We start from the raw sequence: 21,701 nt of genomic DNA, 5'->3' as shown, positions 1-21,701 counted from the left end.
GACACGAAATGCAATCAACGGCGTGCCGCCCGTGATCGTGTTATTCGGGTAGGGGCGCTACGGGCGCGGTCTCTTCCGATATCGCAGGCTCTGTTGTGCTGATCGGTGCTGTCTCAACCTGATCACCACTGTAGACGTAAATCCCGCCGACAATGGCAACAATCACCACAACGGCAAGGAACCAAGGGGCCGCACTTCCTTCGTTACCCTGACTTATGCCATTGCGGATGTCGCGTTCCGCACGGGGTAAATTTTCTTCGTCAATCGAGGACATGGTCGTCTCCTTTTCACATGTGAAAGTTAAACGCTGTCAGCATAGCCTTGCGACATGGTCTCGCACCCTGCTGATCGATTGCTGCGTAAGACTGGCCTGAACTCGCCGTTTTTGCGAAAGCGCAGGCCGTAATTAGCCGAAACCAACCGCCAAAGGCTGGCTTAAACCGCTTGTCACGCCTGCGCCCCTTATTTAGACCCGTTTCAAATGATATTTCGGGAGGCCGACCCATGACCAAAGTAGACAAAACCCACCTGCCTAGCCGCCATGTGACCGAAGGGCCATCACGCGCCCCGCATCGGTCCTATTTTTATGCGATGGGTTTGGACGAAGAAGCGATTGCGCAGCCTTGGGTTGGTGTCGCAACCTGCTGGAACGAAGCGGCCCCTTGTAACATCGCCTTGAACCGTCAGGCGCAGTCTGTGAAGCTCGGCGTGAAAAAGGGTCTTGGCACGCCACGCGAATTCACCACAATCACCGTGACCGACGGCATCGCGATGGGCCACGAAGGCATGCGGTCTTCGCTCGCGTCCCGCGAAGCAATTGCTGACACGGTTGAATTGACCATGCGCGGCCATTGCTATGACGCGCTTGTTGGTCTGGCTGGCTGTGACAAATCCCTGCCGGGTATGATGATGGCGATGGTGCGTTTGAACACGCCGTCTGTCTTTATCTACGGTGGTTCCATCCTTCCGGGCCGGTTGCACGGCAAGGACGTGACCGTTCAAGACGTATTCGAAGCTGTTGGTCAGCACCAAGCTGGCAACATGTCCGACGCTGAGTTGGAAGTTCTGGAACGTGTGGCCTGTCCATCTGCCGGTGCATGTGGTGGCCAGTTCACTGCGAACACTATGGCCTGTGTGTCAGAGGCAATCGGTCTTGCGCTAATGAATTCGTCCGGTGCGCCTGCCCCTTACGAATCCCGCGATCAATATGGCGTGGCTTCCGGTGAAGCAGTCATGAACCTGATCGCGAAAAACATCCGTGCGCGTGACGTTGTGACTCGCAAATCTCTTGAGAACGCAGCGCGTGTTGTTGCTTGTACCGGTGGTTCCACCAACGCTGGTCTGCACCTGCCTGCGATTGCGCATGAAGCTGGCATCGATTTCGATCTCTTCGACGTTTGCGACATCTTCAAAGACACGCCTTACTTCGTCGACCTGAAACCAGGTGGTCAGTATGTCGCGAAAGACCTTTACGAGGCGGGCGGTGTTCCAGTCGTGATGAAGGAACTGCGCAAAGCGGGCCTGATCCACGAAGACTGCATGACAGCATCCGGTCGTGAAATGGGTGAAGAGCTCGACATGATCATGGGCGAAGCTGATGATCGCGTGATCTACCACATCGACAGCCCGCTAACGAAAACCGGTGGTGTTGTTGGCCTGAAGGGCAACCTTGCTCCTGAAGGCGCGATCGTAAAGGTCGCTGGCATGGCAGAAGCAGAACAAGTCTTCTCAGGTCCTGCGCGCTGCTTCGAGAACGAAGAAGAAGCGTTCGCCGCTGTGAAAGCACGCAAATACGAAGAAGGCGAAGTTCTGGTCATCCGCAACGAAGGTCCAGCAGGTGGTCCGGGCATGCGCGAAATGCTGTCCACGACGGCTGCACTTTCTGGTCAGGGCATGGGCAAGAAGGTCGCATTGATCACTGACGGTCGTTTCTCCGGTGCGACACGCGGGTTCTGCGTGGGTCACGTTGGACCAGAAGCGGCACACGGCGGTCCAATCGCGTTGCTGAAAGACGGCGACATGATCACCATGAACGCTGTGACGGGTGAACTGTCCGTTGATCTGACCGACGAAGAACTTGCAGCACGTAAAGATGCGTGGGCGGGTCCAAAGGAAACGATCTACGCGTCTGGTGCGCTTTGGAAGTTCTCGCAACTCGTCGGGGCAACGCGTTTCGGGGCGACGACCCATCCGGGTGCGAAGGCTGAAAAACACATCTACATGGATCTCTGATCGCTGTGTTTTCGTTTGCAGGTAAGTATATTGTATTCGGCGCGGCCCTGCTGGTTGCGGGCTGCGCTGAAATTGGGTCACTGGGGGCGCCGACGCCTCCGACACCAGCATTGGCACTGTATGGCGGCGACGTAATCGCAGCCGTGCCTGAAGGATATTGCATCGAAACCAAAGCCAGCAAACCGCGTAGCGGTTTTGCGGTGATGGTGGGCTGCGGCGTGATCGCGGGCACCAACGACAGGCCGCGCCTAAACGGCTTTGCGACAGTTCAAGTCGGGCCTGCGGGATCAGCAATCGTGGCAGAAGACCCCGATGGGTTCGAGGCGTTTTTGTCCACGACCGCAGGTGAAACCCTGCTCAGCGTCAATGGCAATGCAAGCACAGTGTCCGTAGGCGGGGTCAAACAAACCTCGGGTGCTGTGACTGTGCGGTTTGCGGATCAAGCGGCGCCACCTGTTGCGGGATTGCAGACGACCGAATGGCGTGCATTCGTTGACATCAAAGGACGGCTGACCACAATCGCCGTGCGGGGTATGGCCGAAACACCGTTGACCGCGTCACAAGGTCAAGCGCTTCTGGAAAGTGTGCTTGCGTCGATGCTTGCAAACAACCAGATCGCAGAAACGGTCGTGGAAACCTGACAACGGTTTGCTTTTTGGAAACGGTTCGGCAGATAAAGAGTAAGACACCATCTGAAAAGGTCACAGTGTGGCGCGTCAGCGATCAGGATTGTTAGATAAAATTGTTCACCGTCGTGCCTTGGCGCGCTGGAAAGCTGCTGCGCGTAATGCGGAACGGGCTGACCTGTCGACATTGCGTGAACAACGCAGCCGTGCGCGTCAATTGCGTGGCGCGGTTGATCAGGTCGTACATGTGGCGGAAAGCCGATTGGCCCTGCCGCGTGTCGGGTCCAACAACTTTGCCAAACCACCCAGTACCAAATGGTCGTGGCGACCTGCACTTTGGCGCGGTCCGATTTCACCCAGAGGGGCGACAGGGCTGCGCAACGGGGACCACATCAGCGACGACATCAAGGTGTTCCACGATTGCAAGGTGTCCGAAATGACATTGCGCCAGATCCGGAACACGCGCGAAGGGGATTTAGCCCCCTTCGGCTTGGAAATGGATGTATTGGGTTTTGACGGCAGTTTCCTGTCGGTGGTCATTGATTTACCTGCGGACGCGGCTGACGGCCTGCGCAAGCGTGACATCGTTCGGGTCCAAGGGTTGATCCGTACCGAACGCCCTGCAACTGTCTTTGCACGGCTCAACATCAAATGCGGGCCGAATACGGAAAACCTCGTCCAAGAACTGCCGCTTCTTGATCGCGAGGTATCTGTCGATTTCGATCTGGCCTACGCTGATCTGAATGAAAACCGGATCGACGGCATGTGGCTAGACCTGATCATCGAAGATCCGGCGATGAACCAACTGCGTATTCGGGATTTGACTTTCTGCCGCTATCCGCGCGCTGATCTATAAGGGAACGGTGGTATGACTGATTACACACTGCTGAAAAACCGACTGCACGCGGGCGTCTGGGAAGGAACCCTGACCGGACCAAAGGACGCATCGCCGGTGCTGGTCTTGCGCCATGACGACGAAATCGTGCCAGGATTGACGACCGAATTTTCCAGTGATGGCACATGGGTTGTACGCGCACCTGTGCCTGCTGACCGGATCAACGACGACGTCCAGACCTACGTGATTGTCGAAGAAAACAGCAACACGATCCTCAGCAGCTTTACCATTTTCGCGGGCGACCAAATGGCTGATGCCCTGCAGGTCGAAGTTGATTTGTTGCGCGCCGAGCTAGATCTTCTCAAGCGGGCGTTCCGCAAGCACTGCGTCGAAACGGCCTAAAACCTTTCAACGCGGTTTTGCGAAGACGGCGCCGCGCGAAAAGACGCAGGTGACGCGGCGTTTAGGGTGACGTGCGCGTCAACTTTGCACAATGTATGCGAAGTTTTGGGAGAGAACACATGACCACCACCTATTCGCACCTGCTGGCCCCGCTTGATCTTGGCTTTACGACGTTGAAAAATCGCGTGCTGATGGGGTCAATGCACACCGGTCTGGAAGAAACCAAAGACTGGAACCGTGTCGCCGAATTCTACGCGACCCGTGCACGGGGTGGCGTGGCGTTAATGGTCACAGGTGGCATGGCCCCTAATAAAGAAGGCGGCGTATTTCCCGGTGCCGCTGGCCTTTTCAATCAAGATGACATTGCGAACCATAAAATTGTGACAGACCGCGTCCACGACGCAGGCGGCAAAATCGCGATGCAAATCCTGCACGCAGGTCGTTACGCTTATTCGCCCGAATGTGTGTCCGCCTCTGCCGTGAAATCCCCGATCTCTCCGTTCCCGCCGAAGGAATTGGATGCAGAAGGTATTGAAAAACAAATCAGCGATATGGTCACTGCCGCCGTGCGTGCCCAAGAAGCCGGGTATGACGGTGTCGAAGTGATGGGCTCCGAAGGGTATTTTCTGAACCAGTTCCTTGTCACCCACACCAACAAACGCGACGACGAATGGGGCGGATCCTACGAAAACCGGATGCGCCTACCGGTCGAGGTCGTGCGCCGTGTCCGCGAAGCAGTCGGCACTGATTTCATCGTCATCTACCGCCTTTCTATGATCGACTTGATCCCGAACGGGTCCACATGGGAAGAAGTCGTGCAATTGGCCAAAGCGATTGAAGCTGCAGGTGCTACGATCATCAACACCGGCATTGGCTGGCACGAGGCCCGCATTCCGACGATTGCGACATCTGTCCCGCGTCGCGCGTTCAGCTGGGTCACAAAGAAACTGATGGGTGAGGTGTCGATCCCGGTCATCACATCGAACCGGATCAACACGCCCGAAGTTGGTGAAGATGTGCTCGCAGACGGTTGCGCCGATATGGTCAGCATGGCCCGCCCGTTCCTTGCCGATCCCGATTTTGTGGCCAAAGCCGCCGCTGGCGACGCCGCAAAGATCGCGCCGTGTATTGCCTGTAACCAAGCCTGCCTTGACCACACGTTCAGCGGCAAGATGTCGTCGTGCCTTGTAAACCCGCGTGCGTGTTTCGAAACCGAACTGGTGGTCACGAAAGCAGAAACACCAAAAACTGTAGCAGTCGTCGGCGCAGGCCCTGCAGGTCTGTCCGCAGCGCTCACCGCCGCAGAGGCCGGTCACAGCGTCACGATCTTCGACAAAGCGGCAGAGATTGGCGGCCAGCTGAACATGGCCAAACAGGTACCTGGCAAAGAAGAGTTTTGGGGGCTGGTGGATTATTACCGGACGGCGGTTGCCGACGCGCGCATCACGCTCCAGTTGGAAACCACCGCTAACGCAGACGCGTTGGACGGTTTCGACGAAGTGATCATCGCGACTGGTGTTGTCCCGCGTGATCCGCAGATTCCGGGTCAGGACGGGCCGAACGTGCTGTCCTATATTGATGTGTTGCGCGGTAAGGCCCCTGTGGGCAGCCGCGTTGCCGTGATCGGGGCAGGGGGCATCGGTTTCGACATTGCCGAATATCTCGTGACTGATGACAGCCCGACTGAAGATCTGGATGCGTGGCTGGAAGAATGGGGCGTCGGGGATCCGGAAAATGTCCGTGGTGGTTTGCGGCCCGAAGGCCCGCAGCCTGATGCGCCGACCCGCGAAGTCACGTTGTTGCAACGCAAAGCGCAGAAGCTGGGCAAAGGCCTTGGTAAAACGACAGGTTGGATTCACCGCGCTGGGCTTCAGATGAAGAACGTCCAAATGGTCGGCGGCGTGAATTACGAAAAGATTGACGCAGACGGCCTACACGTCAGCGACGGCGAAGCGCGGGAAAATCCACGTGTCATCGCGGTCGACACCATTGTTTTGTGCGCTGGGCAATTGCCGGAACGCACGCTTGCAGATGATCTGATGGCGAAAGGGCGGTCCGTTCATATCATCGGCGGTGCCGATGTGGCGGCAGAACTGGATGCGAAACGTGCGATTGATCAGGGCACACGATTGGCCGCGAGCCTTTAACGCATGGCCAAAGTACCGGACCTTGATGAAGCAACCAAAAGCGAAGTGATCGAGATGGCTTTGTCCGATCATATCGCGTTTGCGGACATCAAGGCCCAGCACGGTTTATCCGAAAAAGAGGTCAAGGCGGTGATGCGATCCGCCTTGAAAACCGGCAGTTATAAAGCGTGGCGCAAACGTGTGCGGACCTTCGGGGACCGCCGCGAAAGCTATAAATAGTATAAAAATATACGGAATCTGCGTTTCCGATCTTGCTACAAAACTATGCAATACCCCGTTATTGTCAGGCCATCGTCCCATTCCTGCCCGATTTCAGGGGCAAAAGGTTGCTTGTAAGTAGCCAGAATGAGGATCGCGTATGGATCGCCTGACAGAAATGGAAGCCTTTGCCACGGTCGTAGACCAGGGTGGTTTCACAGACGCGGCCAAAAAGATGGGGATTTCCAAATCCGCTGTCTCTAAGCACGTATCTTCTTTGGAAGCCCGCCTTGGTGCGCGGCTTTTGAACCGGACGACACGCAGGGTTAGCCCGACAGAGATCGGTCTGGCCTACTACGACCGCGCCCGCCGCGTTCTGAACGATGCAGGCGAAGCCGATGCGCTTGTCACATCCATGCAATCCGCGCCCTCTGGCTTGTTGCGGATTTCCGTGGCCACAGACTTTGGCGTGAACCATCTGTCCCCCGTCTTGGGTGAATTCCTGTCTGAATTTTCAGACATTACGGTCAACATGGTGCTGAACAACCGCTATGTTGAACTGATCTCTGAAGGCTTCGACATGGCCGTTCGGATCGGTGAACTGGAAGACAGCACACTGCGTGCCCGCAAGTTGACTGAAACGTCCAAACGGATGATTGCGTCACCGGCTTACTTTGAACAATACGGTCGTCCTGAAAAGATCGACGATCTGAACGAACACAAATTGCTGCATTATTCCAACCAAGCCAATTCGGCCGTTTGGAAACTAACAGCGCCGTCCGGCGAAAAACGCCAAGTCCGCACTGCAGGCTGGCTGACAGTGAACGACGGTCAATCCCTGCTGAACGCCTGTATCGGTGGGCTGGGTATCGCTTACCTGCCAAGCTTCCTTTACGCTGATGCGATGGCGCAAGGTCTGGTCGAAGTCGCGATCCCTGATCTGCCCGTCGAAACTCAAGGTGTCTACGCTGTTTACCCGCCAGGCCGTTTCACACAGCCGAAAGTGCGCGCTTTCATCGACTTCCTTGTCCATTCGTTTGCGGACAAAGGCCCAGACAACTGGAAGTAAACCAAATTTCCCCCCGGTGTTAAACACCATACCTAGGCGCTATTTCCCCTCCCGAAGTAGCGCCTTTTTTCTGTTTAAAGTTGCTTGGTTAGCGGCCATTCGGGAATTGACGGGCTCAGGTTCCGTTTCTATGGTGGTATGCACGTTATGATTGTGGTCTCGCAATTCTGGACGCGCATAAAGTAGACCGATGATGGAAAGGGCTTTGATGAAGTCTAGTGAAGCCTACCGCAGACGCCGAGACCCGTGGATCGTGGCGTTTGTTTTCGCGATATCAATGGCCGCAACTTTGGCGCTGACGCTGTATGAAAAACAGCGAAACTATCAAACTGGCTTGGTCCGGTTCGAGCAGGAAGCAGGCGTAATCGAAACCAGCCTGCGCACAACTTTTGATGCCTATGCACAGGTCCTACGCAGCGGCGTGGCGCTGTTTGAAGCGACCGAAAACGTTGATCGAACCGTTTGGCAGGATTACGTTTCAAACCTCAAGCTCGAAGAAAATTATCCCGGTATTCAGGGTCTTAGCTTCAACGCCATTTTGCATGACCGTGCAGAGGTGGACGCATTGGTTGCTGATGTTCAGGCGAATGACTGGGCTGAATTCGATCTCAGGCCCGATGGCGAACGTCCTATTTATGCGCCGGTTTTGTATCTGGAACCTTTTATCGGACGCAATCGGCCCGCGTTGGGGTTTGATATTTATTCGGAAACGAACCGACGAGCAGCCGTCGATCGGGCGCTGCTGCTGGGTGAACCTAGCATGACGTCAAAAATCACGTTGGTGCAGGACGACGAAAGCCTGAACGACGAAACGAAAGCCGGCGTTTTGGTCGTTTTGCCGATCTTTGATCGCACAACCACAGCGATGGCAACGCAACGCGAAAAAGCCAAAGGTTTGATCGTCAGCGTCTTCCGCATCAAGGATTTGATGGAAACCATCCTGAAGGCCAATTTCGATGGCGAAGGGCTTTACCGCAAAGATGTCAGCCTGTTCGAAGTGACTCCCGAAGGTGAACTGCTTTCAATGTATCAGGACATGCCTGAACCGGATCACACACCGGTCTTTGAATCTGAAAACACCTTTTCAATGTATGGCAAAACGTGGCGGCTAATGGCGACATCCACCAGCGTGTTTGAAAAGGCCACCGCACTGAACAGCCACATTATTGTTCTGCTGACGGGCGTATTGATGTCGATGCTTCTGACATTTCTGGTGTGGGGGCAGGCGGTGCGTAACCGTGAAAGCCAGCGGGCAGCGGATGCATTGGCGAAGGGGAATGCGCAAATTGCCTTGTTGATGAAAGAGGTGAACCACCGCTCCAAGAACCTGCTCAGCTTGATCCAAGCCATTGCGCGTCAAACCAGCGCCAGCAACCCGCAAGATTTTTCCAAATCGTTTTCCCGTCGGCTGACGTCGTTGTCAGCAAGTCAGGATTTGCTGGTGCGCAATAATTGGGAAGACGTCGATCTACAGGATTTGATCACGTCGCAGCTTGGGCACTTCAAGGATTTAATCGGATCGCGGATCGTGTTGACCGGACCGAAAACTCTGCTGAACGCTGCGAACGCGCAAACGATCAGTATGGCGATCCACGAATTGGCGACCAACGCGACCAAATATGGTGCCTTGTCGAATGATGTCGGGGTGGTGAATGTTGACTGGACCACCACGGGAACCGGCCCCCAAGCCATGTTTGAACTACACTGGGTCGAAAGCGGTGGACCGCCGGTCGTGGCGCCCGAAACGAAAGGGTTCGGTTCCAAAGTCACCGGAACAATGGTTAAACTGTCGTTAGAAGGCGAAATCGAAACAAGATTTCAGCCCGAAGGGTTTGAATGGCACCTCGCGTGTCCGGCATCCAGTTTAGCTAAGTTGGATTAGAAATGGCTCTATCGGTATTTGGGTTGGTGTTTTGACGAAACGTATCTTGATTGTCGAAGACGATGTCCTTTTGGGACTCGATTTGGCTGAACAGCTTGAAGCATCCGGTTTCGAAGTCATCGGCCCCTGTATTTCTGCCGCTCAGGCATTGGTAGCCTTCGAAAAAGAAGGATGCGATGCGGCGGTTCTGGACATTAATTTGGGGCACGGGACGTCAGAACCGGTCGCACAACGCCTTCAATCGCTCTCGATCCCCTTTGTGGTGGCGTCGGGGTATTCCGATGATCAATGGCCGCAGGTGTTTCGGGGGCAAGCATCCGTCACAAAACCATTTCAGGCGGAAGATCTCGTTGATCTGTTGACCGCCGTTTAGGGGATCAATTGGCCTCTGTGCTGGTCACAATCGCTTCGACCCTGCGGTTCGCATCGCGGCCAGCTTCGGTCAGATTGCTGCCAACCGGTGACAGATACCCCATTCCCTCTGCCGCTAATTGGCGACCCGGAATGTCGTAGCTGTCGATCAGGCGTTGCCTGACCGCGCGGGCGCGCCGTTTGGATAGGCTGATATTACCTTCCAACGATCCCGCGGAATCGGTGTGGCCTACCAAGGCAATCTGCAAATCAGGGTGCGCGCGCAGGTAAGCAGCAAGCGTTTCAAGCGATGCATAAGGCCCATCCGCCAAATCGGACGACCCGGGAACAAAGCTAAGATCGGTCAGCACCGCGCGGCCAATCTGGGTCAGCGCCGTGGCCATATCCGTGGGTGGTGCGTTGTTGGCGGGACTGGATGATGGCGTGGTGGCGGCCACAACGGAACTGCCCCGACTGGAAACGCGCCCCAGATCGCCGTCGTTCGAAACACGGTCAATCTGGACATAGGCCGCTCGCGCGATTTGGCTGATCAGCAGGACGGTATGTTCCGACCCTTTGTCACCATCTTTGACACCCGCCCAGTATCTGAAATCACCTAAGTTCACCTGCATGTCAGGTGGCGGCAGCACGTCCAGCGCAAAGCGAAAATCGAACCCGCCACAAGCGTCACCCTCGCAGGTGAAAATTTCTGTATACCCGTCGGCCAACAATTGATCGCGAAGCGGCTGCAAGATTTGCAACGTGGTCAGTCCCGCCACCGAGATTTTCCAAGCGCCCTGCGCAACTGTGCCTTCTGCAATGGCATTGGGGACCGCCCCATCTGTCCATGGCCCCGTCGCAATCATCAACGTGTTCGGCGCACCTGCTTCCTGATAGGTGGCAACGGCGTTCCCCGGTAGCCGCAAATCTTGCGCTGCCGCGAGGCAAGGCAAGCATAACGCAGCAAGAAGGGGAACAGCAGGGATCATCGTGACTGGCTGTGATACCCGTCATTCGGGCGCATATCGGTGGCCGACGCCACGCGGTTGGTCATGTTGAAAAAGCCAGCGACATTGGCAATGTCCCAAATGTCACGATCCGTAAAACCGACATTGCGCAACGCGTCGCGGTCTTCTTCGACGATCGTCGCGCTCGCCATAGTGATCTTTTCCGCAAACAGGCACATGGCCGTTTGGCGGGCGTCCAGATCAGCAACGCGCCAGTTCATCACCAGCATCTCGCCCAATTTGGGATCACCGGACAATTCGCGCACAGCGGCCCCATGGGCGGTCAGGCAATAGAAACACTTGTTGATCGACGACACGACCACGGCGATCATCTCGCGTTCCAGCTTGGTCAATCCGCTGTCTGCAAGCATCAGGTCATTATAAAGCGTCGTAAAGGCGTTCAGTTTGTCGATGTCGAACGCATAGGCCTGCAACACATTCGGGATCATGCCCAGTTTGTCTTGGCAGATGTCGAAATATTTCTGGGTGTCTGCGGGCAACGGGTCAACCATCGGAAGATCAAGGGCAGTCACTTTGTCGGTCATGTATTCAGTCCGGTTTGATACGATAGTGGTACTGTCCCACAACCTGCATCCCGAGGGAAGTGTAGAGCGCATTTGCACCGGCGTTCGCCGCCACAGCGGCCAAAGTGAACCACTTTGCACCCTGCGATTGTCCCCAAATGGCACTGGCACGGGTCAAATTCGCGGCAAGCCCCTGTCGACGGTCGTTTTGCAGCACCTCAAGCGAATGCAGCATCGTGCAATCATTCGCGACACCCGCAAAGGCGGTGCCTGCGGGGCGATCATTCACGCGCCCAAGAAACGTCGCCTTCGGACAATCCGCGCGGTCCATCACGGCTAATCTGGCTGGACCCGTCCCGCCTTCCGCCCAAATCTCGCGTTGGGTGGCAAGCGGCGGCCAGACCTGAAAACTGGTCACGGGCGGGGGCTTCACATCCGTGATGTCGGCCGATGGAATCGCGTACAAAAGCGTGGTGTCTTTTTCGACGTAGCCCGCGTTATCCAGATGGACCGACAAAGCATCATCACCGGATCTGATCATGAACAACGGGACCTGACCAAGCGCACGCATCGCGTCCTCTGCACCCGCGATCTGTGTGGGATCGAATGCACCAACCGTTGTCGCAGCACTGACCCGTTGGCCGCCGCCCTTGCCTTCGCGAATGGTGAAGCCCGGCACAGCGGATTTCGCAGCAGCTGGCCATGTTACATCAAGTGCATCGCAAACGGTCTGGGCATCGGGCAGGTTCATGCGGGAAATATCTTCGCCAGCTCTGCCATCGCGCCATCTAAACGCGTTGCATCAGCGCCACGAACAACAACGTTTGACCCGTATTTCCCGTCTTTCTGGAACGGATAGGACCCGACAGAAAGATCAATATAGGTCTGTGCAAATTGCCCCAACGGGCCTGCAATATCGCCTTCACCACGATCAACGCGCAACGTGCGGGACAATAGTGGCGCACCGCCAGTCAGGGTCGGCAAAACGCTCGCCACCATGGCCTGAAAGACCGACGGCACGCCCGCCATGACATGCACGTTCTGGACGGTAAAACCGGGCGCGGTACTGACAGGGTTGTCGATCAGCGTAGCGCTGTCGGGGATGCGGGCCATACGCAGGCGGGCATCATTCAATTCCTGTCCGCTGCGGTCATAGTGTGCTTGTAGCAAAGCACGAGCATCGTCGCGAACGTCGATGTGATCGTCAAACGCAGCGGCGATGCAATCCGCCGTAATATCGTCATGGGTCGGGCCGATCCCGCCACTGGTAAAGACGGTATCATAGGCGGCAGACAACGCCTTCAGAGCCGCGACAATTGCAGGGGCATCGTCGCTGACCACGCGGACTTCTTTCAGGTCGATACCTGCCTCGGTCAGCTGACCTGCCAGATAATGCATATTGGCGTCGCGTGTGCGGCCCGACAGGATTTCGTCACCAATGACGAGCATTGCGGCTGTGGGATTGGGCATTGGTGGTCTCCTTGGTTACGACCATGTTATAGGGCTGTCCATGCAGTTTGCCACACCCCTTATCCCCGCCCGATTGATCAAACGTTACAAACGGTTCCTGTCCGATATGACATTGGAGGACGGAACGCAGGTTGTGGCGCATTGTGCGAACCCCGGATCCATGATGGGGCTGGCGGAACCGGGGATGAAAGTGTGGCTGGAACCAAACGACGACCCTAAGAAAAAGCTGAAATACGGCTGGCGGCTGGTGGATCACGAAAACGGGCATTTCACTGGCGTGGACACGTCCGTGCCAAACCGTGCGCTGAAAGCCGCGTTTATGGCGCATGAGGTGCCGGGGTTCGACTACGATCTTGTGCGACCCGAAGTGAAATACGGTGAAAATTCGCGGATCGATTTTCTGCTAACGGGGCAGGGGCCGGATACGTACGTCGAGGTGAAAAGCGTGACGCTTTCGCGGACCAAAGGGCTCGCTGAGTTTCCAGATTCGGTGACCAAACGCGGTGCGAAACATCTGGCCGAATTGTCTGAAATGGTCCGGCAGAGCCACCGCGCTGTGATGTTGTATTTGGTGCAACGTACGGATTGCGCGGGCTTCACCCTCGCCGCAGACATCGACGCCGCCTATGCGCGGGCCTTTCGCGAAGCGCAGGCCGCAGGTGTTGAGGTGATGGTGTTTGATTGCGCGATTTCGCAGGATGGTGTGGACATTCGCAATCCGTTGGATTTTGTTGATCTGTAAGGATGCCTCCGGCGGGGATATTTAAGACCAAAAGAATTGGGGCGGTTGCCCTACTGGTTTTGTTGGGCATGATCGCTTATGTCGCGGGAAACGTGTTGAGGACGAGATGATGACGAATAACGGCCGCGTGACCAAAGATGGTATTCGGATTTACGAGCCAAGCGATTTTGCGGGCATGAACAAGGCTGGCCGCTTGGCTGCCCAAATTCTGGATGATGTGGCGGCTTTGGTCGCCCCCGGTGTGTCGACCGCTGCTTTGGATCAGTTTATCACGGACCAGGTTGAGCTGGCTGGCGCGACATCGGCGACGATTGGCTACAAGGGCTATCAGCACGCAAGCTGCATTTCCGTGAACCACGTCGTGTGTCACGGAATTCCCGGTGAAAAGACGCTGAAAGACGGTGATATTCTCAACATCGACGTCACGGTCATCGTTGACGGATGGTTCGGCGATACGTCGCGGATGTATGTCGCCGGTAAAATGTCGCGCAAGGCGGAACGTCTGGTGCAGGTCACGCATGATGCGCTGATGAAGGGCATTGAGGCTGCGAAGCCCGGCAATACGTTTGGCGATATTGGTCATGCCATTCAGGTTTACGCCGAAAGCAATCGCATGTCTGTGGTCCGCGATTTTTGCGGTCATGGCCTGGGCCGCGTATTCCACGCCCCGCCAAATGTGCTGCATTATGGTCGCGCGGGCACCGGTCCTGTGCTGGAAGAAGGCATGTTCTTTACCATCGAGCCGATGATCAATCTGGGCCGTCCAGAAACCAAGGTTCTCGCTGATGACTGGACCGCCGTGACCCGCGACAAAAGCCTGTCTGCGCAGTTCGAGCATTCCATCGGGATCACCGCACAGGGCGCCGAGATTTTCACGTTGTCCCCTGCCGGTAAATTTCACCCGACCTACGAGATCTAAGCAGGCGGCATCGTGACGCCGATCAAGCCAGCGATGTCGCGCATCGATCTGACCTTTTCGACATCCACACGTGCGAGGTGGGCAAAACTGCCGCTTGGGTCAAATCCGAAGGTGCGCACACCTGCGGCGATGCCTGCACTCGCCCCCGTAGGGCTGTCGTCGATGAACACCGTTTCTGCAGGCGTTACACCCGCAATCTTCATCGCATGATGGATCATCGCCGGATCGGGTTTCGGAACATAGTCATGGCCGGAATAAATCCGGTCCCCGAAACGGTCAATCAACCCTGACGGCGTCAACGATATCGCCATTTTCTTGGGCGGGCCGTTCGATGCGATTGCGGTGGCGATGCCTGCAGCCTCTAACTGATTGAGGAACACATGCACGTCATCGAAAACCTCCACGCCTTTCGAAAGGGCCGCGAACATTTCGCTGTAGATTTCGTCTAGCCATCTGTCCGGCAACGCTGCCCCCATGCCGCGCGCCGTTGTCATGACACCCGCCATGGTGCCGCCGACAAACAGAGTATCCACGTCTTTAACTGAAATCTCCAATCCGTAGCGCGACAGGTTTTCCGCGATCACGATATTCGTCGTCGGTTCGGTATCCACCAAGACGCCATCGCAATCGAAGATTACAAGTTTTACGGTCATCAGTTCAGCTCCAGCAGGGTGATCCACGTGTCGCCATAGCGCCGTTGGTCCAGTTTCCGAAACCCCGGTGGGGCAGGCAGGGCGGTGTTGTCTTCCAGTACAATCAGCGCGTCATCGGCGATCCAGCCTGATGCGCGCGCGGATCGGAGTGCAGCCGGACCAAGGCCCTGACCGTAAGGGGGGTCCGCAAAGATCAGGTCGCAGGGTTCATCCGCGTCTGGCAATTGGGTCACGTCACATGCCAGCATCTTGGTGTCTGCGGCCCGTCTACATTTGTCGATGTTTGTCGCGATCAGTTTTTGTGCCACGCGCCCGCTGTCCACAAAGGTCGTGAACGCGGCCCCGCGCGACAACGCTTCAAGCCCTAGCGCACCTGTCCCCGCGAATAGGTCCAGCACACGTGCCCCGTCTATCGGGTTGCCGTATTTGCCGCCCTGCAACACGTTGAACAGGCTTTCGCGCACGCGGTCCGATGTGGGGCGCAAGTGGGCCGCAGCATCACCTTTCCCGACATCTGCAAGGGTCAATCCGCGATGCTGCCCGCCGATGATCCTCATGCTTTCAGCAACGCTTTCATATCCGTATCGGGGTCAATGATCAGGTCAGGCGCGGGACTTTTGCCCGCTTCAATCAGGCGCTTGCCGATCATGTAGTTGCGCGGATCGTTCATCGCATCCACGGCAATCAATTGGTCACCCTTGTAGTACCAATGCGACTGGGCATCGCCGGTTTTACGCACGTAAACGGCGTCATAGCCGATATTCAAACCCGCAATCTGAAGTTTGCAATTGTATTGATCGGACCAGAACCAAGGCTTCGGCACATAGGGCGTTTCGATCCCGGCGATATTCTTTGCCACGACTTCGGCCTGGTCAATCGCGTTGCCGACACTTTCGATGCGGATCTGATGACCGTCCAGCGGGGCAGAGGCACAGTCGCCAGCAGCCCAAATCGCAGGGTCGGATGTTTGCCCAAAGCTATTCGTCGCGATCCCGTTGTCGATGGTTAGACCAGCACCTTCAGCAAGGATTGTGGCGGGCGCAATGCCGACGCCGACAACTGCAAAATCAATATCAAGCGTCGTGCCGTCGGTCAGGACAGCGCCGGTCACCACGTCATCGCCGATCAAACGCTCTAGGCCGACGCCTTCAACGATGTTCACGCCATGCGACGCATGCAGGTCGCGGAAGTAGTCAGCGGTTTCAGGGGCCGCGACACGTTGCAGAATTCGGTCTGCCATCTCGACCAAGGTCACGGAAACCCCGCGTTTGGCCGCCACGGCTGCCGCTTCCAGCCCGATATACCCACCGCCGATGATCAGGGCCTTTTTCCCGTCAGAAAACGCAGGCGCCATTGCATCAGCATCCGCCAGATCGCGGACGCTGAATACATTCCCCAGATCGCCGCCAATCGCGCTGGGCAATGTGCGGGGATGCGATCCGGTCGTTAGAACAAGATGATCGTAGGTCAAAACGTCGGTATTCTCCAACGTCACAGTTTTACCCACCGGATCAATCGCCGTCGCGCGCGTAGACAAACGCAGATCGATGGTGTTGTCGGCATAGAAACTGGCAGGGCGCAGGTACAAACGTTCTTCGGCCATATCGCCGAGCAGATACGCCTTGGACAAGGGTGGGCGTTGATAGGGGGGCACTGGTTCACCACCGACAAGCGTGATGTCGCCATCGAATCCTTCCGCGCGCAGCTTTGCCACACATGATGATCCGGCTTGGCCCGCACCGATAACGACGACATGTGGCATATGTTTGGTCCTTGAACTGGTCTTGATTACCCCTCAAACCTATATTGTTGGCAACAACAGGTGCAATCGAAACAAGGATACAAACATGACGATTTCAATTGGGGCCACTTTGCCCGACGCGACTTTGCTTTACATGGGCGACGAAGGCCCGACTGGCGTACAAATGGCTGACAAATTGAAAGACCGGAAGGTCGTCATTTTTGGTCTTCCGGGTGCCTACACCGGCGTTTGCACCACGTCGCACGTGCCTAGCTTTATGCGGACCAAAGACGATTTCGCAGCCAAAGGTGTGGACGAAATCATCTGCGTATCTGTCAACGATCCGTTTGTCATGGACGCGTGGGGCAAAAGCACGGGTGCGGCCGACGCTGGTATCACGATGCTAGGCGACGCCGAAGGCGCGTTCACCAAGGCCATCGGCATGGATTTCACAGCACCACCTGCGGGCCTGATCGGACGATCCAAACGGTATGCGATGGTTGTCGAAAACGGCGTCGTCACAGCGCTGGGCGAAGAAGCAAGCCCCGGCGAATGCGATATCTCAGGTGGGGAAGCGCTGCTCGCCAGCATCTAACTGGTTGCTCAGAAACGATTCTAACGGCCCCTTGCGACATTGTCGCAGGGGGCCTTTTTTGTGTGTCTAGCGCTACTGGTCAATTTAACCGGCGTACCGTCGAAGACATGTGACGTGACGTATCGTCCGGTGTGCCAATACGCCTTTCGCATATGTTTTTACCTGAAATAGCAAAACGTTATACGTTCAGCGCCTAGATAATCGGGGCAAATTAAGGGGAAATAGGAGGTGCAGTTCCCATCGAACTCCATCCTCAGGGAAACGATTGAACGCGGTAAGCGAAACAAGGCAACGCCATGAATGATTTTATCAGTTCTTCGATCGATCCTCAGGCAAGAAACATCTTCGCGGGTACAGTCCCGGCCTCAGAACAACAACGACTGATCCGCGAAGAGCTTCGCAAGCAATTTGAAGACGACCTAGATGTTTTTACCAAAGGGTCGCCTGTTAGAATACATAAACGGAGCATCGATCATGACACCGATGATGATTAAGATATTAAACCAGTCAATCGAAGCCGTCGCTCAGGGCACAGCGGGTCACGAAATCGACCGCAGCCACTATGACCGTTATCGCGGCATGCAGAAGATCGTGAACCGTCTGGCCGCAATGGATCTCGTCATATTGGCCGAAACCGTTGCAGCTGACAAAATCATCTTAACGCCGACGACGCGCGCTTATGACGTCATGCAAAACGACGCATCCAAAGCGGCCATTTACAAAGCCGCTTAAGATTCGCTTTGCACAATTGTCCGCGTTGGGAACGGGATATCGACATCAGCTGCATCAAGCGCTTCTTTCACCTTACGTTTCATGTCGGCCTGATACTGAAAATAATCCGCTGAAGAACACCAGACGCGCACCAGAAAATCCACAGAACTGGAATTCAGCGTATTCACCTGAATGAACGGTTCGGGATCGTGATGCGACCGTGGATCGGACATGATCGTATCGCGGATCACATCTTCGGCTGTTTTCAGATTGGCACCATACCCAACACCAAATTCCCATTCCGCGCGGCGGGTATCGTAGATGGAATAGTTGTCAATCGTATTTCCCCACACGTCAGAATTGGGAATGATGATCTGCACATTCCCAAGTGACGCAATTTCCGTGAAGTTTAGGGTAATGTCTTTCACGGTCCCCATCTTACCGTCGACTTCAACGAAATCGCCGATCTTGATGGGACGGAAAAAGATAATCATCACGCCAGCAGCGATGTTGGACAGCGTGCCTTGCAATGCCAGACCAATGGCCAAAGATGCGGCACCGATGATGGCGACGACGGACGTGGTTTCAACGCCAAAGGTGTTGAGAACAAACAGGAACGCAAAGCCGATGACGACGTAGCGGACGATATTGCCAAGGAAATTGAACAGCGTTTCATCAAGATGCTGATGGCGTTCGCCCAAATGAACAAGCCGCCGACGTGCCCAGCCACCGATGACGAAACCGATAAACAGAATTGCGATAGCTGCCAGAACGGACCCCACGATAGAGGCCAGAAAATCAATGGTTAAGACATCGGCGACCGTCTTGTCGTTCATGATTTCGGTGTTCAGTAGCTCTTCCATCGTTATTCCTTTGCGAGCGCGTCCATCTTAGCGCCCAATTTTGCGTCTAGCGCACTGATCCCGTCGCAATCATGGGTCGTCAGCGTCACGTCGACGGTCTTGTATACATTTGACCACTCTGGGTGGTGGTTCAGCTTTTCCGCCCAGATAGCGGCTTTTGTCATAAACCCGAAAGCGTCAATAAAGTTCCGGAAAACAAACGACTTTTGGATTGCATCGCGTCCATCGGTCATCGCCCAGCCGTTTGCAAGAAGCGGCGCAAGTTGCGTTTCGCGTTCCGCGTCGGTCAATTTCTCGGTCATTGCTGTTCCTCTCGGTTTTCCTTTTTGAACGGGCCATAGCTCGTCAGGATTTCGATCTCGTTGTCCACCGCGTCACGTTCCGCATCAAGGTAATTGGCAACGGCTTCGCGAAACCCCGGATCGGTGAAATAATGCAGCGAATGGGTCGCCACGGGCAGATAACCACGGGCGAGTTTGTGTTCGCCTTGCGCGCCCGCTTCGACGCGGCGCATGCCGTGTTCGATCGCGTATTCAATCGCGCGGTAATAGCACAATTCAAAGTGCAGGCAGGCGTGGTGTTCGACACATCCCCAATACCGCCCGTATAGCGTTTCGCGCCCGATGAAATTCAGCGCTCCGGCAATGTACTGCCCGTCGCGGACAGCCAGCGACAGCAGCATATCGTCGCGCAGGGTGTCCTGCGCATGATCAAAAAACGCCCGCGTCAGATAGGGCGTACCCCATTTGCGATTGCCGGTGTCTTGATAGAAGCGCCAGAACGCGTCCCAATGTTCAGGCTGAATATCGTCGCCCGTCAACATCAGGATATCGCCACCAAAATCATTGGCCTGCGCGCGTTCCTTGCGGATATTTTTGCGTTTGCGGCTGGCAAGGCTGTTCAGGAAACCATCAAAATCGGCATAGCCGTCGTTTTCCCAATGAAACTGCTGACCGATGCGGGGCAACAGGCCCATTTCTTCGCCCGCGATTGCTTCTGCCTCTGTGCAAAACGTCACATGGACGGACGATAGCTGGTTGTCGGCAGCAATCTGGATCGCGCCTTGAACGATTGCGGACATACCAATGACCTCAAACCCCGGACGGGTCAGAAAACGGCGTCCCGTGGCTGGGGTAAACGGCACCGCCATTTGTAGTTTCGGGTAATAGCGTCCGCCTGCGTTCTCGAACGCATGAGCCCAGTTGTGGTCGAAGATATATTCGCCCTGCGAATGTCCCTTGGCGTACAGCGGCGCAACGGCAATCACCTGATCGCCTTGCTTTGCTGTCAAATAGCGGGGCTGCCATCCGGTGCCCGGCCCGACTGATCCACTGTCTTCCATGGCCTTCAAAAACCGATATGTCGTAAAGGGATCATAGGGTCTGCCGTCCCGCGTTTCCGGACAGGCGCAAGCGTCCCAATCGGCCTGCGCAATGGTGCTCAGGTCGGGGTGGGCGGCGATCTCTATGGCGTCATCAGTCATGAAGGTTGATGTGTGCGCAAAATGCGGTGGGTCAAGCGAGGTAGCCTTCAAAAGTCACGTTATCGACTATTTTGCGCGCTTGCGTTTCCTCTTCAGCAGATTTGATCGTCCAGCATAATATATTGGCACCCGCGGCTTTCAATTCGGCGACGCGAGGGCGGTCCAGATCATGTGCTTCGTGACTGATGAATGATGCGCCCGTGCGGTCATAATCAGGGATTTCACGCAGCCGTTCACACAGATCGACAGCTAACGGTTCCCAATCGGCGGGGTCATAACTGCTGGTCACCAAACCACGTGGGATCTGCGGGGCAGCTTCGCCAAACGCAGTCACAGCGTGCGGGTTAAACGACATCACAGCGACGTCGCCGGCGTAGCCCGCCAAGACATCGGCTGTCGCTTGCTGCAATGATCCAACATTCGGTCCCATGTTCAGGTCTTGATCTTTGATCTCGATCAGCAGCGGAACACGGCCATCAACAAGGGCCAAAACCTCTGCCAACGTAGGGATGCCAGCCTTGCCACCACTCAACGGGATTTGCCCAAGCTCTGCCGCCGTCCGCATCGTGATCGGGCCCTGTCCGGCAGTCAAACGCGCAAGGTGATAGTCGTGAAACACCATCGGCACACCGTCCTTGGACAGTTGTAGATCGATCTCGATTGCGTAACCTGCATCAATCGCAGCGGTGATCGCCTCGATAGAATTTTCGGGGCGACCGACCGTTTTGTCATGCAACGCCCGATGTGTGATAGGGCGCGTTAGGAATGCTGCGGGAAGTTTCATTTGATCTGAAACACACCATCAATTTCGACAGCAACACCCAGCGGCAGGCTTGGTGCGCTGACTGCAGCACGTGCATGACGGCCGATGTCGCCCAATGCTTCGACCAGAAAATCAGATGCGCCGTTGATAACCTTTGGCTGATCCGTGAAATCAGGGGTCGAATTCACAAAACCACCCAGCTTCACAACGCGAACAAGCCGATCCAGATCGCCGTCACATGCGGCTTTCAACTGGGTTAGCAGGTTGATCGCGCAGGTTTTGGCCGCAGCCATGCCTTGATCAACCGTGTAGTCATCCCCCAACTTGCCCGTCAGTGGACCAGTCACATCCATCGAAATCTGGCCGGATACAAACACCATGTCGCCCGCAATCACGTAGGGCACATAATTGCCCGCCGCAGCAGGGGCTTCGGGCAACGTCACACCGAGTTCGGCAAGTTTGGTTTCAATCGCAGATGTCATTGCGTG

At 55.8% G+C, this 21,701-nt stretch carries 27 protein-coding genes; 14 read left to right on the top strand and 13 right to left on the bottom strand.

What is annotated here, in order from left to right:
• Positions 1-40 precede the first annotated feature (40 nt).
• Positions 41-274 (bottom strand): hypothetical protein, encoded by a 234-nt coding sequence (locus MWU61_RS12335; protein WP_247128678.1) that lies wholly within the window; start codon positions 272-274, stop codon positions 41-43.
• A gap of 230 nt (positions 275-504) precedes the next feature.
• On the opposite strand from MWU61_RS12335, the gene ilvD reads away from it, so the two are divergent.
• The 9 genes from ilvD to MWU61_RS12290 all read left to right on the top strand — a co-directional run bounded on the left by ilvD (position 505) and on the right by MWU61_RS12290 (position 9,764).
• Entirely contained in the window at positions 505-2,232 is a 1,728-nt protein-coding gene (gene ilvD, locus MWU61_RS12330; protein WP_247128677.1) for a dihydroxy-acid dehydratase, read from the top strand.
• 5 nt (positions 2,233-2,237) lie between these two features.
• Positions 2,238-2,873 carry a hypothetical protein gene (locus MWU61_RS12325; RefSeq protein WP_247128676.1) on the top strand — a complete coding sequence of 212 codons (636 nt, stop codon included), beginning with the start codon at positions 2,238-2,240 and terminating at the stop codon, positions 2,871-2,873.
• A 67-nt stretch (positions 2,874-2,940) separates the two neighbouring features.
• On the top strand, positions 2,941-3,714 hold the full coding sequence (locus MWU61_RS12320; RefSeq protein WP_348645582.1) for a DUF6478 family protein: 774 nt from the start codon (positions 2,941-2,943) through the stop codon (positions 3,712-3,714).
• 12 nt (positions 3,715-3,726) lie between these two features.
• Positions 3,727-4,095, top strand: a complete 369-nt coding sequence (locus tag MWU61_RS12315; protein WP_247128674.1) for a hypothetical protein — start codon at positions 3,727-3,729, stop codon at positions 4,093-4,095.
• Between the two features lie 119 nt (positions 4,096-4,214).
• The gene (locus tag MWU61_RS12310) at positions 4,215-6,242 is read left to right on the top strand and encodes an NADPH-dependent 2,4-dienoyl-CoA reductase (RefSeq protein ID WP_247128673.1); all 2,028 of its coding nucleotides are present in this window, start codon (positions 4,215-4,217) and stop codon (positions 6,240-6,242) included.
• A 3-nt stretch (positions 6,243-6,245) separates the two neighbouring features.
• The gene (locus MWU61_RS12305; protein WP_247128672.1) at positions 6,246-6,461 is read left to right on the top strand and encodes a DUF2805 domain-containing protein; all 216 of its coding nucleotides are present in this window, start codon (positions 6,246-6,248) and stop codon (positions 6,459-6,461) included.
• 139 nt (positions 6,462-6,600) lie between these two features.
• A complete protein-coding gene (locus MWU61_RS12300) occupies positions 6,601-7,509 on the top strand; it encodes a LysR family transcriptional regulator (protein ID WP_247128671.1) in 909 nt (302 codons plus the stop codon).
• Positions 7,510-7,717: 208 nt separating this feature from the next.
• Positions 7,718-9,391 carry a CHASE domain-containing protein gene (locus tag MWU61_RS12295; protein WP_247128670.1) on the top strand — a complete coding sequence of 558 codons (1,674 nt, stop codon included), beginning with the start codon at positions 7,718-7,720 and terminating at the stop codon, positions 9,389-9,391.
• Positions 9,392-9,422: 31 nt separating this feature from the next.
• Positions 9,423-9,764: a response regulator gene (locus MWU61_RS12290; RefSeq protein WP_247128669.1), complete on the top strand. Its 342-nt coding sequence runs from the start codon at positions 9,423-9,425 to the stop codon at positions 9,762-9,764.
• Between the two features lie 4 nt (positions 9,765-9,768).
• Here the strand turns inward: MWU61_RS12290 and MWU61_RS12285 are convergent, their stop codons facing one another.
• Genes MWU61_RS12285 through MWU61_RS12270 form a run of 4 tightly spaced genes read right to left on the bottom strand, consistent with a single transcriptional unit; the run spans position 9,769 to position 12,743 of the window.
• Positions 9,769-10,731 carry an OmpA family protein gene (locus MWU61_RS12285; protein ID WP_247128668.1) on the bottom strand — a complete coding sequence of 321 codons (963 nt, stop codon included), beginning with the start codon at positions 10,729-10,731 and terminating at the stop codon, positions 9,769-9,771.
• Positions 10,728-11,294: a peroxidase-related enzyme gene (locus MWU61_RS12280; protein WP_247128667.1), complete on the bottom strand. Its 567-nt coding sequence runs from the start codon at positions 11,292-11,294 to the stop codon at positions 10,728-10,730. The genes MWU61_RS12285 and MWU61_RS12280 overlap by 4 nt, the downstream gene beginning before the upstream one ends.
• Before the next feature lie 4 nt (positions 11,295-11,298).
• Complete coding sequence (locus MWU61_RS12275; RefSeq protein ID WP_247128666.1) at positions 11,299-12,024, bottom strand: GNAT family N-acetyltransferase; 726 nt, start codon at positions 12,022-12,024, stop codon at positions 11,299-11,301.
• On the bottom strand, positions 12,021-12,743 hold the full coding sequence (locus tag MWU61_RS12270; protein ID WP_247128665.1) for a molybdopterin-binding protein: 723 nt from the start codon (positions 12,741-12,743) through the stop codon (positions 12,021-12,023). Before MWU61_RS12270 ends, MWU61_RS12275 begins: the two co-directional genes overlap by 4 nt.
• A gap of 40 nt (positions 12,744-12,783) precedes the next feature.
• Between MWU61_RS12270 and sfsA the strand changes: the two genes are divergently transcribed.
• Both sfsA and map read left to right on the top strand, forming a co-directional pair.
• Positions 12,784-13,485, top strand: a complete 702-nt coding sequence (gene sfsA / locus MWU61_RS12265) for a DNA/RNA nuclease SfsA (RefSeq protein WP_247128664.1) — start codon at positions 12,784-12,786, stop codon at positions 13,483-13,485.
• A gap of 106 nt (positions 13,486-13,591) precedes the next feature.
• The gene (map, locus tag MWU61_RS12260) at positions 13,592-14,404 is read left to right on the top strand and encodes a type I methionyl aminopeptidase (protein ID WP_247128663.1); all 813 of its coding nucleotides are present in this window, start codon (positions 13,592-13,594) and stop codon (positions 14,402-14,404) included.
• On the opposite strand, the gene MWU61_RS12255 is transcribed toward map, so the two are convergent.
• From MWU61_RS12255 to MWU61_RS12245, 3 genes are read right to left on the bottom strand one after another with little or no spacing between them, the layout of a single operon-like run.
• Positions 14,401-15,057 carry an HAD family phosphatase gene (locus tag MWU61_RS12255; protein WP_247128662.1) on the bottom strand — a complete coding sequence of 219 codons (657 nt, stop codon included), beginning with the start codon at positions 15,055-15,057 and terminating at the stop codon, positions 14,401-14,403. The genes map and MWU61_RS12255 overlap by 4 nt on opposite strands.
• Positions 15,057-15,614, bottom strand: a complete 558-nt coding sequence (rsmD, locus tag MWU61_RS12250; RefSeq protein WP_247128661.1) for a 16S rRNA (guanine(966)-N(2))-methyltransferase RsmD — start codon at positions 15,612-15,614, stop codon at positions 15,057-15,059. The genes MWU61_RS12255 and rsmD overlap by 1 nt, the downstream gene beginning before the upstream one ends.
• The gene (locus tag MWU61_RS12245; RefSeq protein WP_247128660.1) at positions 15,611-16,819 is read right to left on the bottom strand and encodes an FAD-dependent oxidoreductase; all 1,209 of its coding nucleotides are present in this window, start codon (positions 16,817-16,819) and stop codon (positions 15,611-15,613) included. The genes rsmD and MWU61_RS12245 overlap by 4 nt, the downstream gene beginning before the upstream one ends.
• Before the next feature lie 85 nt (positions 16,820-16,904).
• Between MWU61_RS12245 and MWU61_RS12240 the strand changes: the two genes are divergently transcribed.
• The 3 genes from MWU61_RS12240 (at position 16,905) to MWU61_RS12230 (ending at position 18,125) form a co-directional block, all read left to right on the top strand.
• The gene (locus tag MWU61_RS12240) at positions 16,905-17,393 is read left to right on the top strand and encodes a peroxiredoxin (RefSeq protein WP_247128659.1); all 489 of its coding nucleotides are present in this window, start codon (positions 16,905-16,907) and stop codon (positions 17,391-17,393) included.
• Between the two features lie 296 nt (positions 17,394-17,689).
• A complete protein-coding gene (locus MWU61_RS12235) occupies positions 17,690-17,887 on the top strand; it encodes a hypothetical protein (protein ID WP_247128658.1) in 198 nt (65 codons plus the stop codon).
• Positions 17,868-18,125 (top strand): hypothetical protein, encoded by a 258-nt coding sequence (locus tag MWU61_RS12230; protein WP_247128657.1) that lies wholly within the window; start codon positions 17,868-17,870, stop codon positions 18,123-18,125. Before MWU61_RS12235 ends, MWU61_RS12230 begins: the two co-directional genes overlap by 20 nt.
• On the opposite strand, the gene MWU61_RS12225 is transcribed toward MWU61_RS12230, so the two are convergent.
• Genes MWU61_RS12225 through MWU61_RS12205 form a run of 5 tightly spaced genes read right to left on the bottom strand, consistent with a single transcriptional unit; the run spans position 18,122 to position 21,695 of the window.
• Positions 18,122-18,967, bottom strand: coding sequence for a mechanosensitive ion channel domain-containing protein (locus tag MWU61_RS12225; protein WP_247128656.1), 846 nt, complete (start codon positions 18,965-18,967; stop codon positions 18,122-18,124). The genes MWU61_RS12230 and MWU61_RS12225 overlap by 4 nt on opposite strands.
• 2 nt (positions 18,968-18,969) lie before the next feature.
• Positions 18,970-19,269, bottom strand: a complete 300-nt coding sequence (locus tag MWU61_RS12220; protein WP_247128655.1) for a 4a-hydroxytetrahydrobiopterin dehydratase — start codon at positions 19,267-19,269, stop codon at positions 18,970-18,972.
• The gene (locus MWU61_RS12215) at positions 19,266-20,450 is read right to left on the bottom strand and encodes a GNAT family N-acetyltransferase (protein WP_247128654.1); all 1,185 of its coding nucleotides are present in this window, start codon (positions 20,448-20,450) and stop codon (positions 19,266-19,268) included. Before MWU61_RS12215 ends, MWU61_RS12220 begins: the two co-directional genes overlap by 4 nt.
• A 31-nt stretch (positions 20,451-20,481) precedes the next feature.
• A complete protein-coding gene (locus MWU61_RS12210) occupies positions 20,482-21,234 on the bottom strand; it encodes a glycerophosphodiester phosphodiesterase family protein (protein WP_247128653.1) in 753 nt (250 codons plus the stop codon).
• Positions 21,231-21,695: a RidA family protein gene (locus MWU61_RS12205; RefSeq protein ID WP_247128652.1), complete on the bottom strand. Its 465-nt coding sequence runs from the start codon at positions 21,693-21,695 to the stop codon at positions 21,231-21,233. The genes MWU61_RS12210 and MWU61_RS12205 overlap by 4 nt, the downstream gene beginning before the upstream one ends.
• Positions 21,696-21,701: the final 6 nt, after the last annotated feature.

The sequence above is a fragment of the Loktanella sp. F6476L genome, from assembly GCF_023015725.1.
Lineage (GTDB): Bacteria > Pseudomonadota > Alphaproteobacteria > Rhodobacterales > Rhodobacteraceae > Yoonia.
Note: the sequence above shows the minus strand (reverse complement) of the source record. Positions and strands in the feature narration are given on the sequence as shown.

Bases quoted from the DNA above. Each gene is read 5' to 3' on its own strand.
- MWU61_RS12280 (WP_247128667.1), bottom strand. From the start codon at position 11,294: ATGACCGACAAAGTGACTGCCCTTGATCTTCCGATGGTTGACCCGTTG.
- MWU61_RS12335 (WP_247128678.1), bottom strand. From the start codon at position 274: ATGTCCTCGATTGACGAAGAAAATTTACCCCGTGCGGAACGCGACATC.
- MWU61_RS12270 (WP_247128665.1), bottom strand. From the start codon at position 12,743: ATGCCCAATCCCACAGCCGCAATGCTCGTCATTGGTGACGAAATCCTG.
- MWU61_RS12215 (WP_247128654.1), bottom strand. From the start codon at position 20,450: ATGACTGATGACGCCATAGAGATCGCCGCCCACCCCGACCTGAGCACC.
- MWU61_RS12210 (WP_247128653.1), bottom strand. From the start codon at position 21,234: ATGAAACTTCCCGCAGCATTCCTAACGCGCCCTATCACACATCGGGCG.
- MWU61_RS12220 (WP_247128655.1), bottom strand. From the start codon at position 19,269: ATGACCGAGAAATTGACCGACGCGGAACGCGAAACGCAACTTGCGCCG.
- MWU61_RS12240 (WP_247128659.1), top strand. From the start codon at position 16,905: ATGACGATTTCAATTGGGGCCACTTTGCCCGACGCGACTTTGCTTTAC.
- MWU61_RS12305 (WP_247128672.1), top strand. From the start codon at position 6,246: ATGGCCAAAGTACCGGACCTTGATGAAGCAACCAAAAGCGAAGTGATC.
- MWU61_RS12230 (WP_247128657.1), top strand. From the start codon at position 17,868: ATGACACCGATGATGATTAAGATATTAAACCAGTCAATCGAAGCCGTC.
- MWU61_RS12300 (WP_247128671.1), top strand. From the start codon at position 6,601: ATGGATCGCCTGACAGAAATGGAAGCCTTTGCCACGGTCGTAGACCAG.
- MWU61_RS12275 (WP_247128666.1), bottom strand. From the start codon at position 12,024: ATGAACCTGCCCGATGCCCAGACCGTTTGCGATGCACTTGATGTAACA.
- ilvD (WP_247128677.1), top strand. From the start codon at position 505: ATGACCAAAGTAGACAAAACCCACCTGCCTAGCCGCCATGTGACCGAA.
- MWU61_RS12310 (WP_247128673.1), top strand. From the start codon at position 4,215: ATGACCACCACCTATTCGCACCTGCTGGCCCCGCTTGATCTTGGCTTT.
- MWU61_RS12225 (WP_247128656.1), bottom strand. From the start codon at position 18,967: ATGGAAGAGCTACTGAACACCGAAATCATGAACGACAAGACGGTCGCC.
- map (WP_247128663.1), top strand. From the start codon at position 13,592: ATGATGACGAATAACGGCCGCGTGACCAAAGATGGTATTCGGATTTAC.
- MWU61_RS12255 (WP_247128662.1), bottom strand. From the start codon at position 15,057: ATGACCGTAAAACTTGTAATCTTCGATTGCGATGGCGTCTTGGTGGAT.
- MWU61_RS12285 (WP_247128668.1), bottom strand. From the start codon at position 10,731: ATGATCCCTGCTGTTCCCCTTCTTGCTGCGTTATGCTTGCCTTGCCTC.
- sfsA (WP_247128664.1), top strand. From the start codon at position 12,784: ATGCAGTTTGCCACACCCCTTATCCCCGCCCGATTGATCAAACGTTAC.
- MWU61_RS12235 (WP_247128658.1), top strand. From the start codon at position 17,690: ATGAATGATTTTATCAGTTCTTCGATCGATCCTCAGGCAAGAAACATC.
- MWU61_RS12205 (WP_247128652.1), bottom strand. From the start codon at position 21,695: ATGACATCTGCGATTGAAACCAAACTTGCCGAACTCGGTGTGACGTTG.
- rsmD (WP_247128661.1), bottom strand. From the start codon at position 15,614: ATGAGGATCATCGGCGGGCAGCATCGCGGATTGACCCTTGCAGATGTC.
- MWU61_RS12315 (WP_247128674.1), top strand. From the start codon at position 3,727: ATGACTGATTACACACTGCTGAAAAACCGACTGCACGCGGGCGTCTGG.
- MWU61_RS12295 (WP_247128670.1), top strand. From the start codon at position 7,718: ATGAAGTCTAGTGAAGCCTACCGCAGACGCCGAGACCCGTGGATCGTG.
- MWU61_RS12245 (WP_247128660.1), bottom strand. From the start codon at position 16,819: ATGCCACATGTCGTCGTTATCGGTGCGGGCCAAGCCGGATCATCATGT.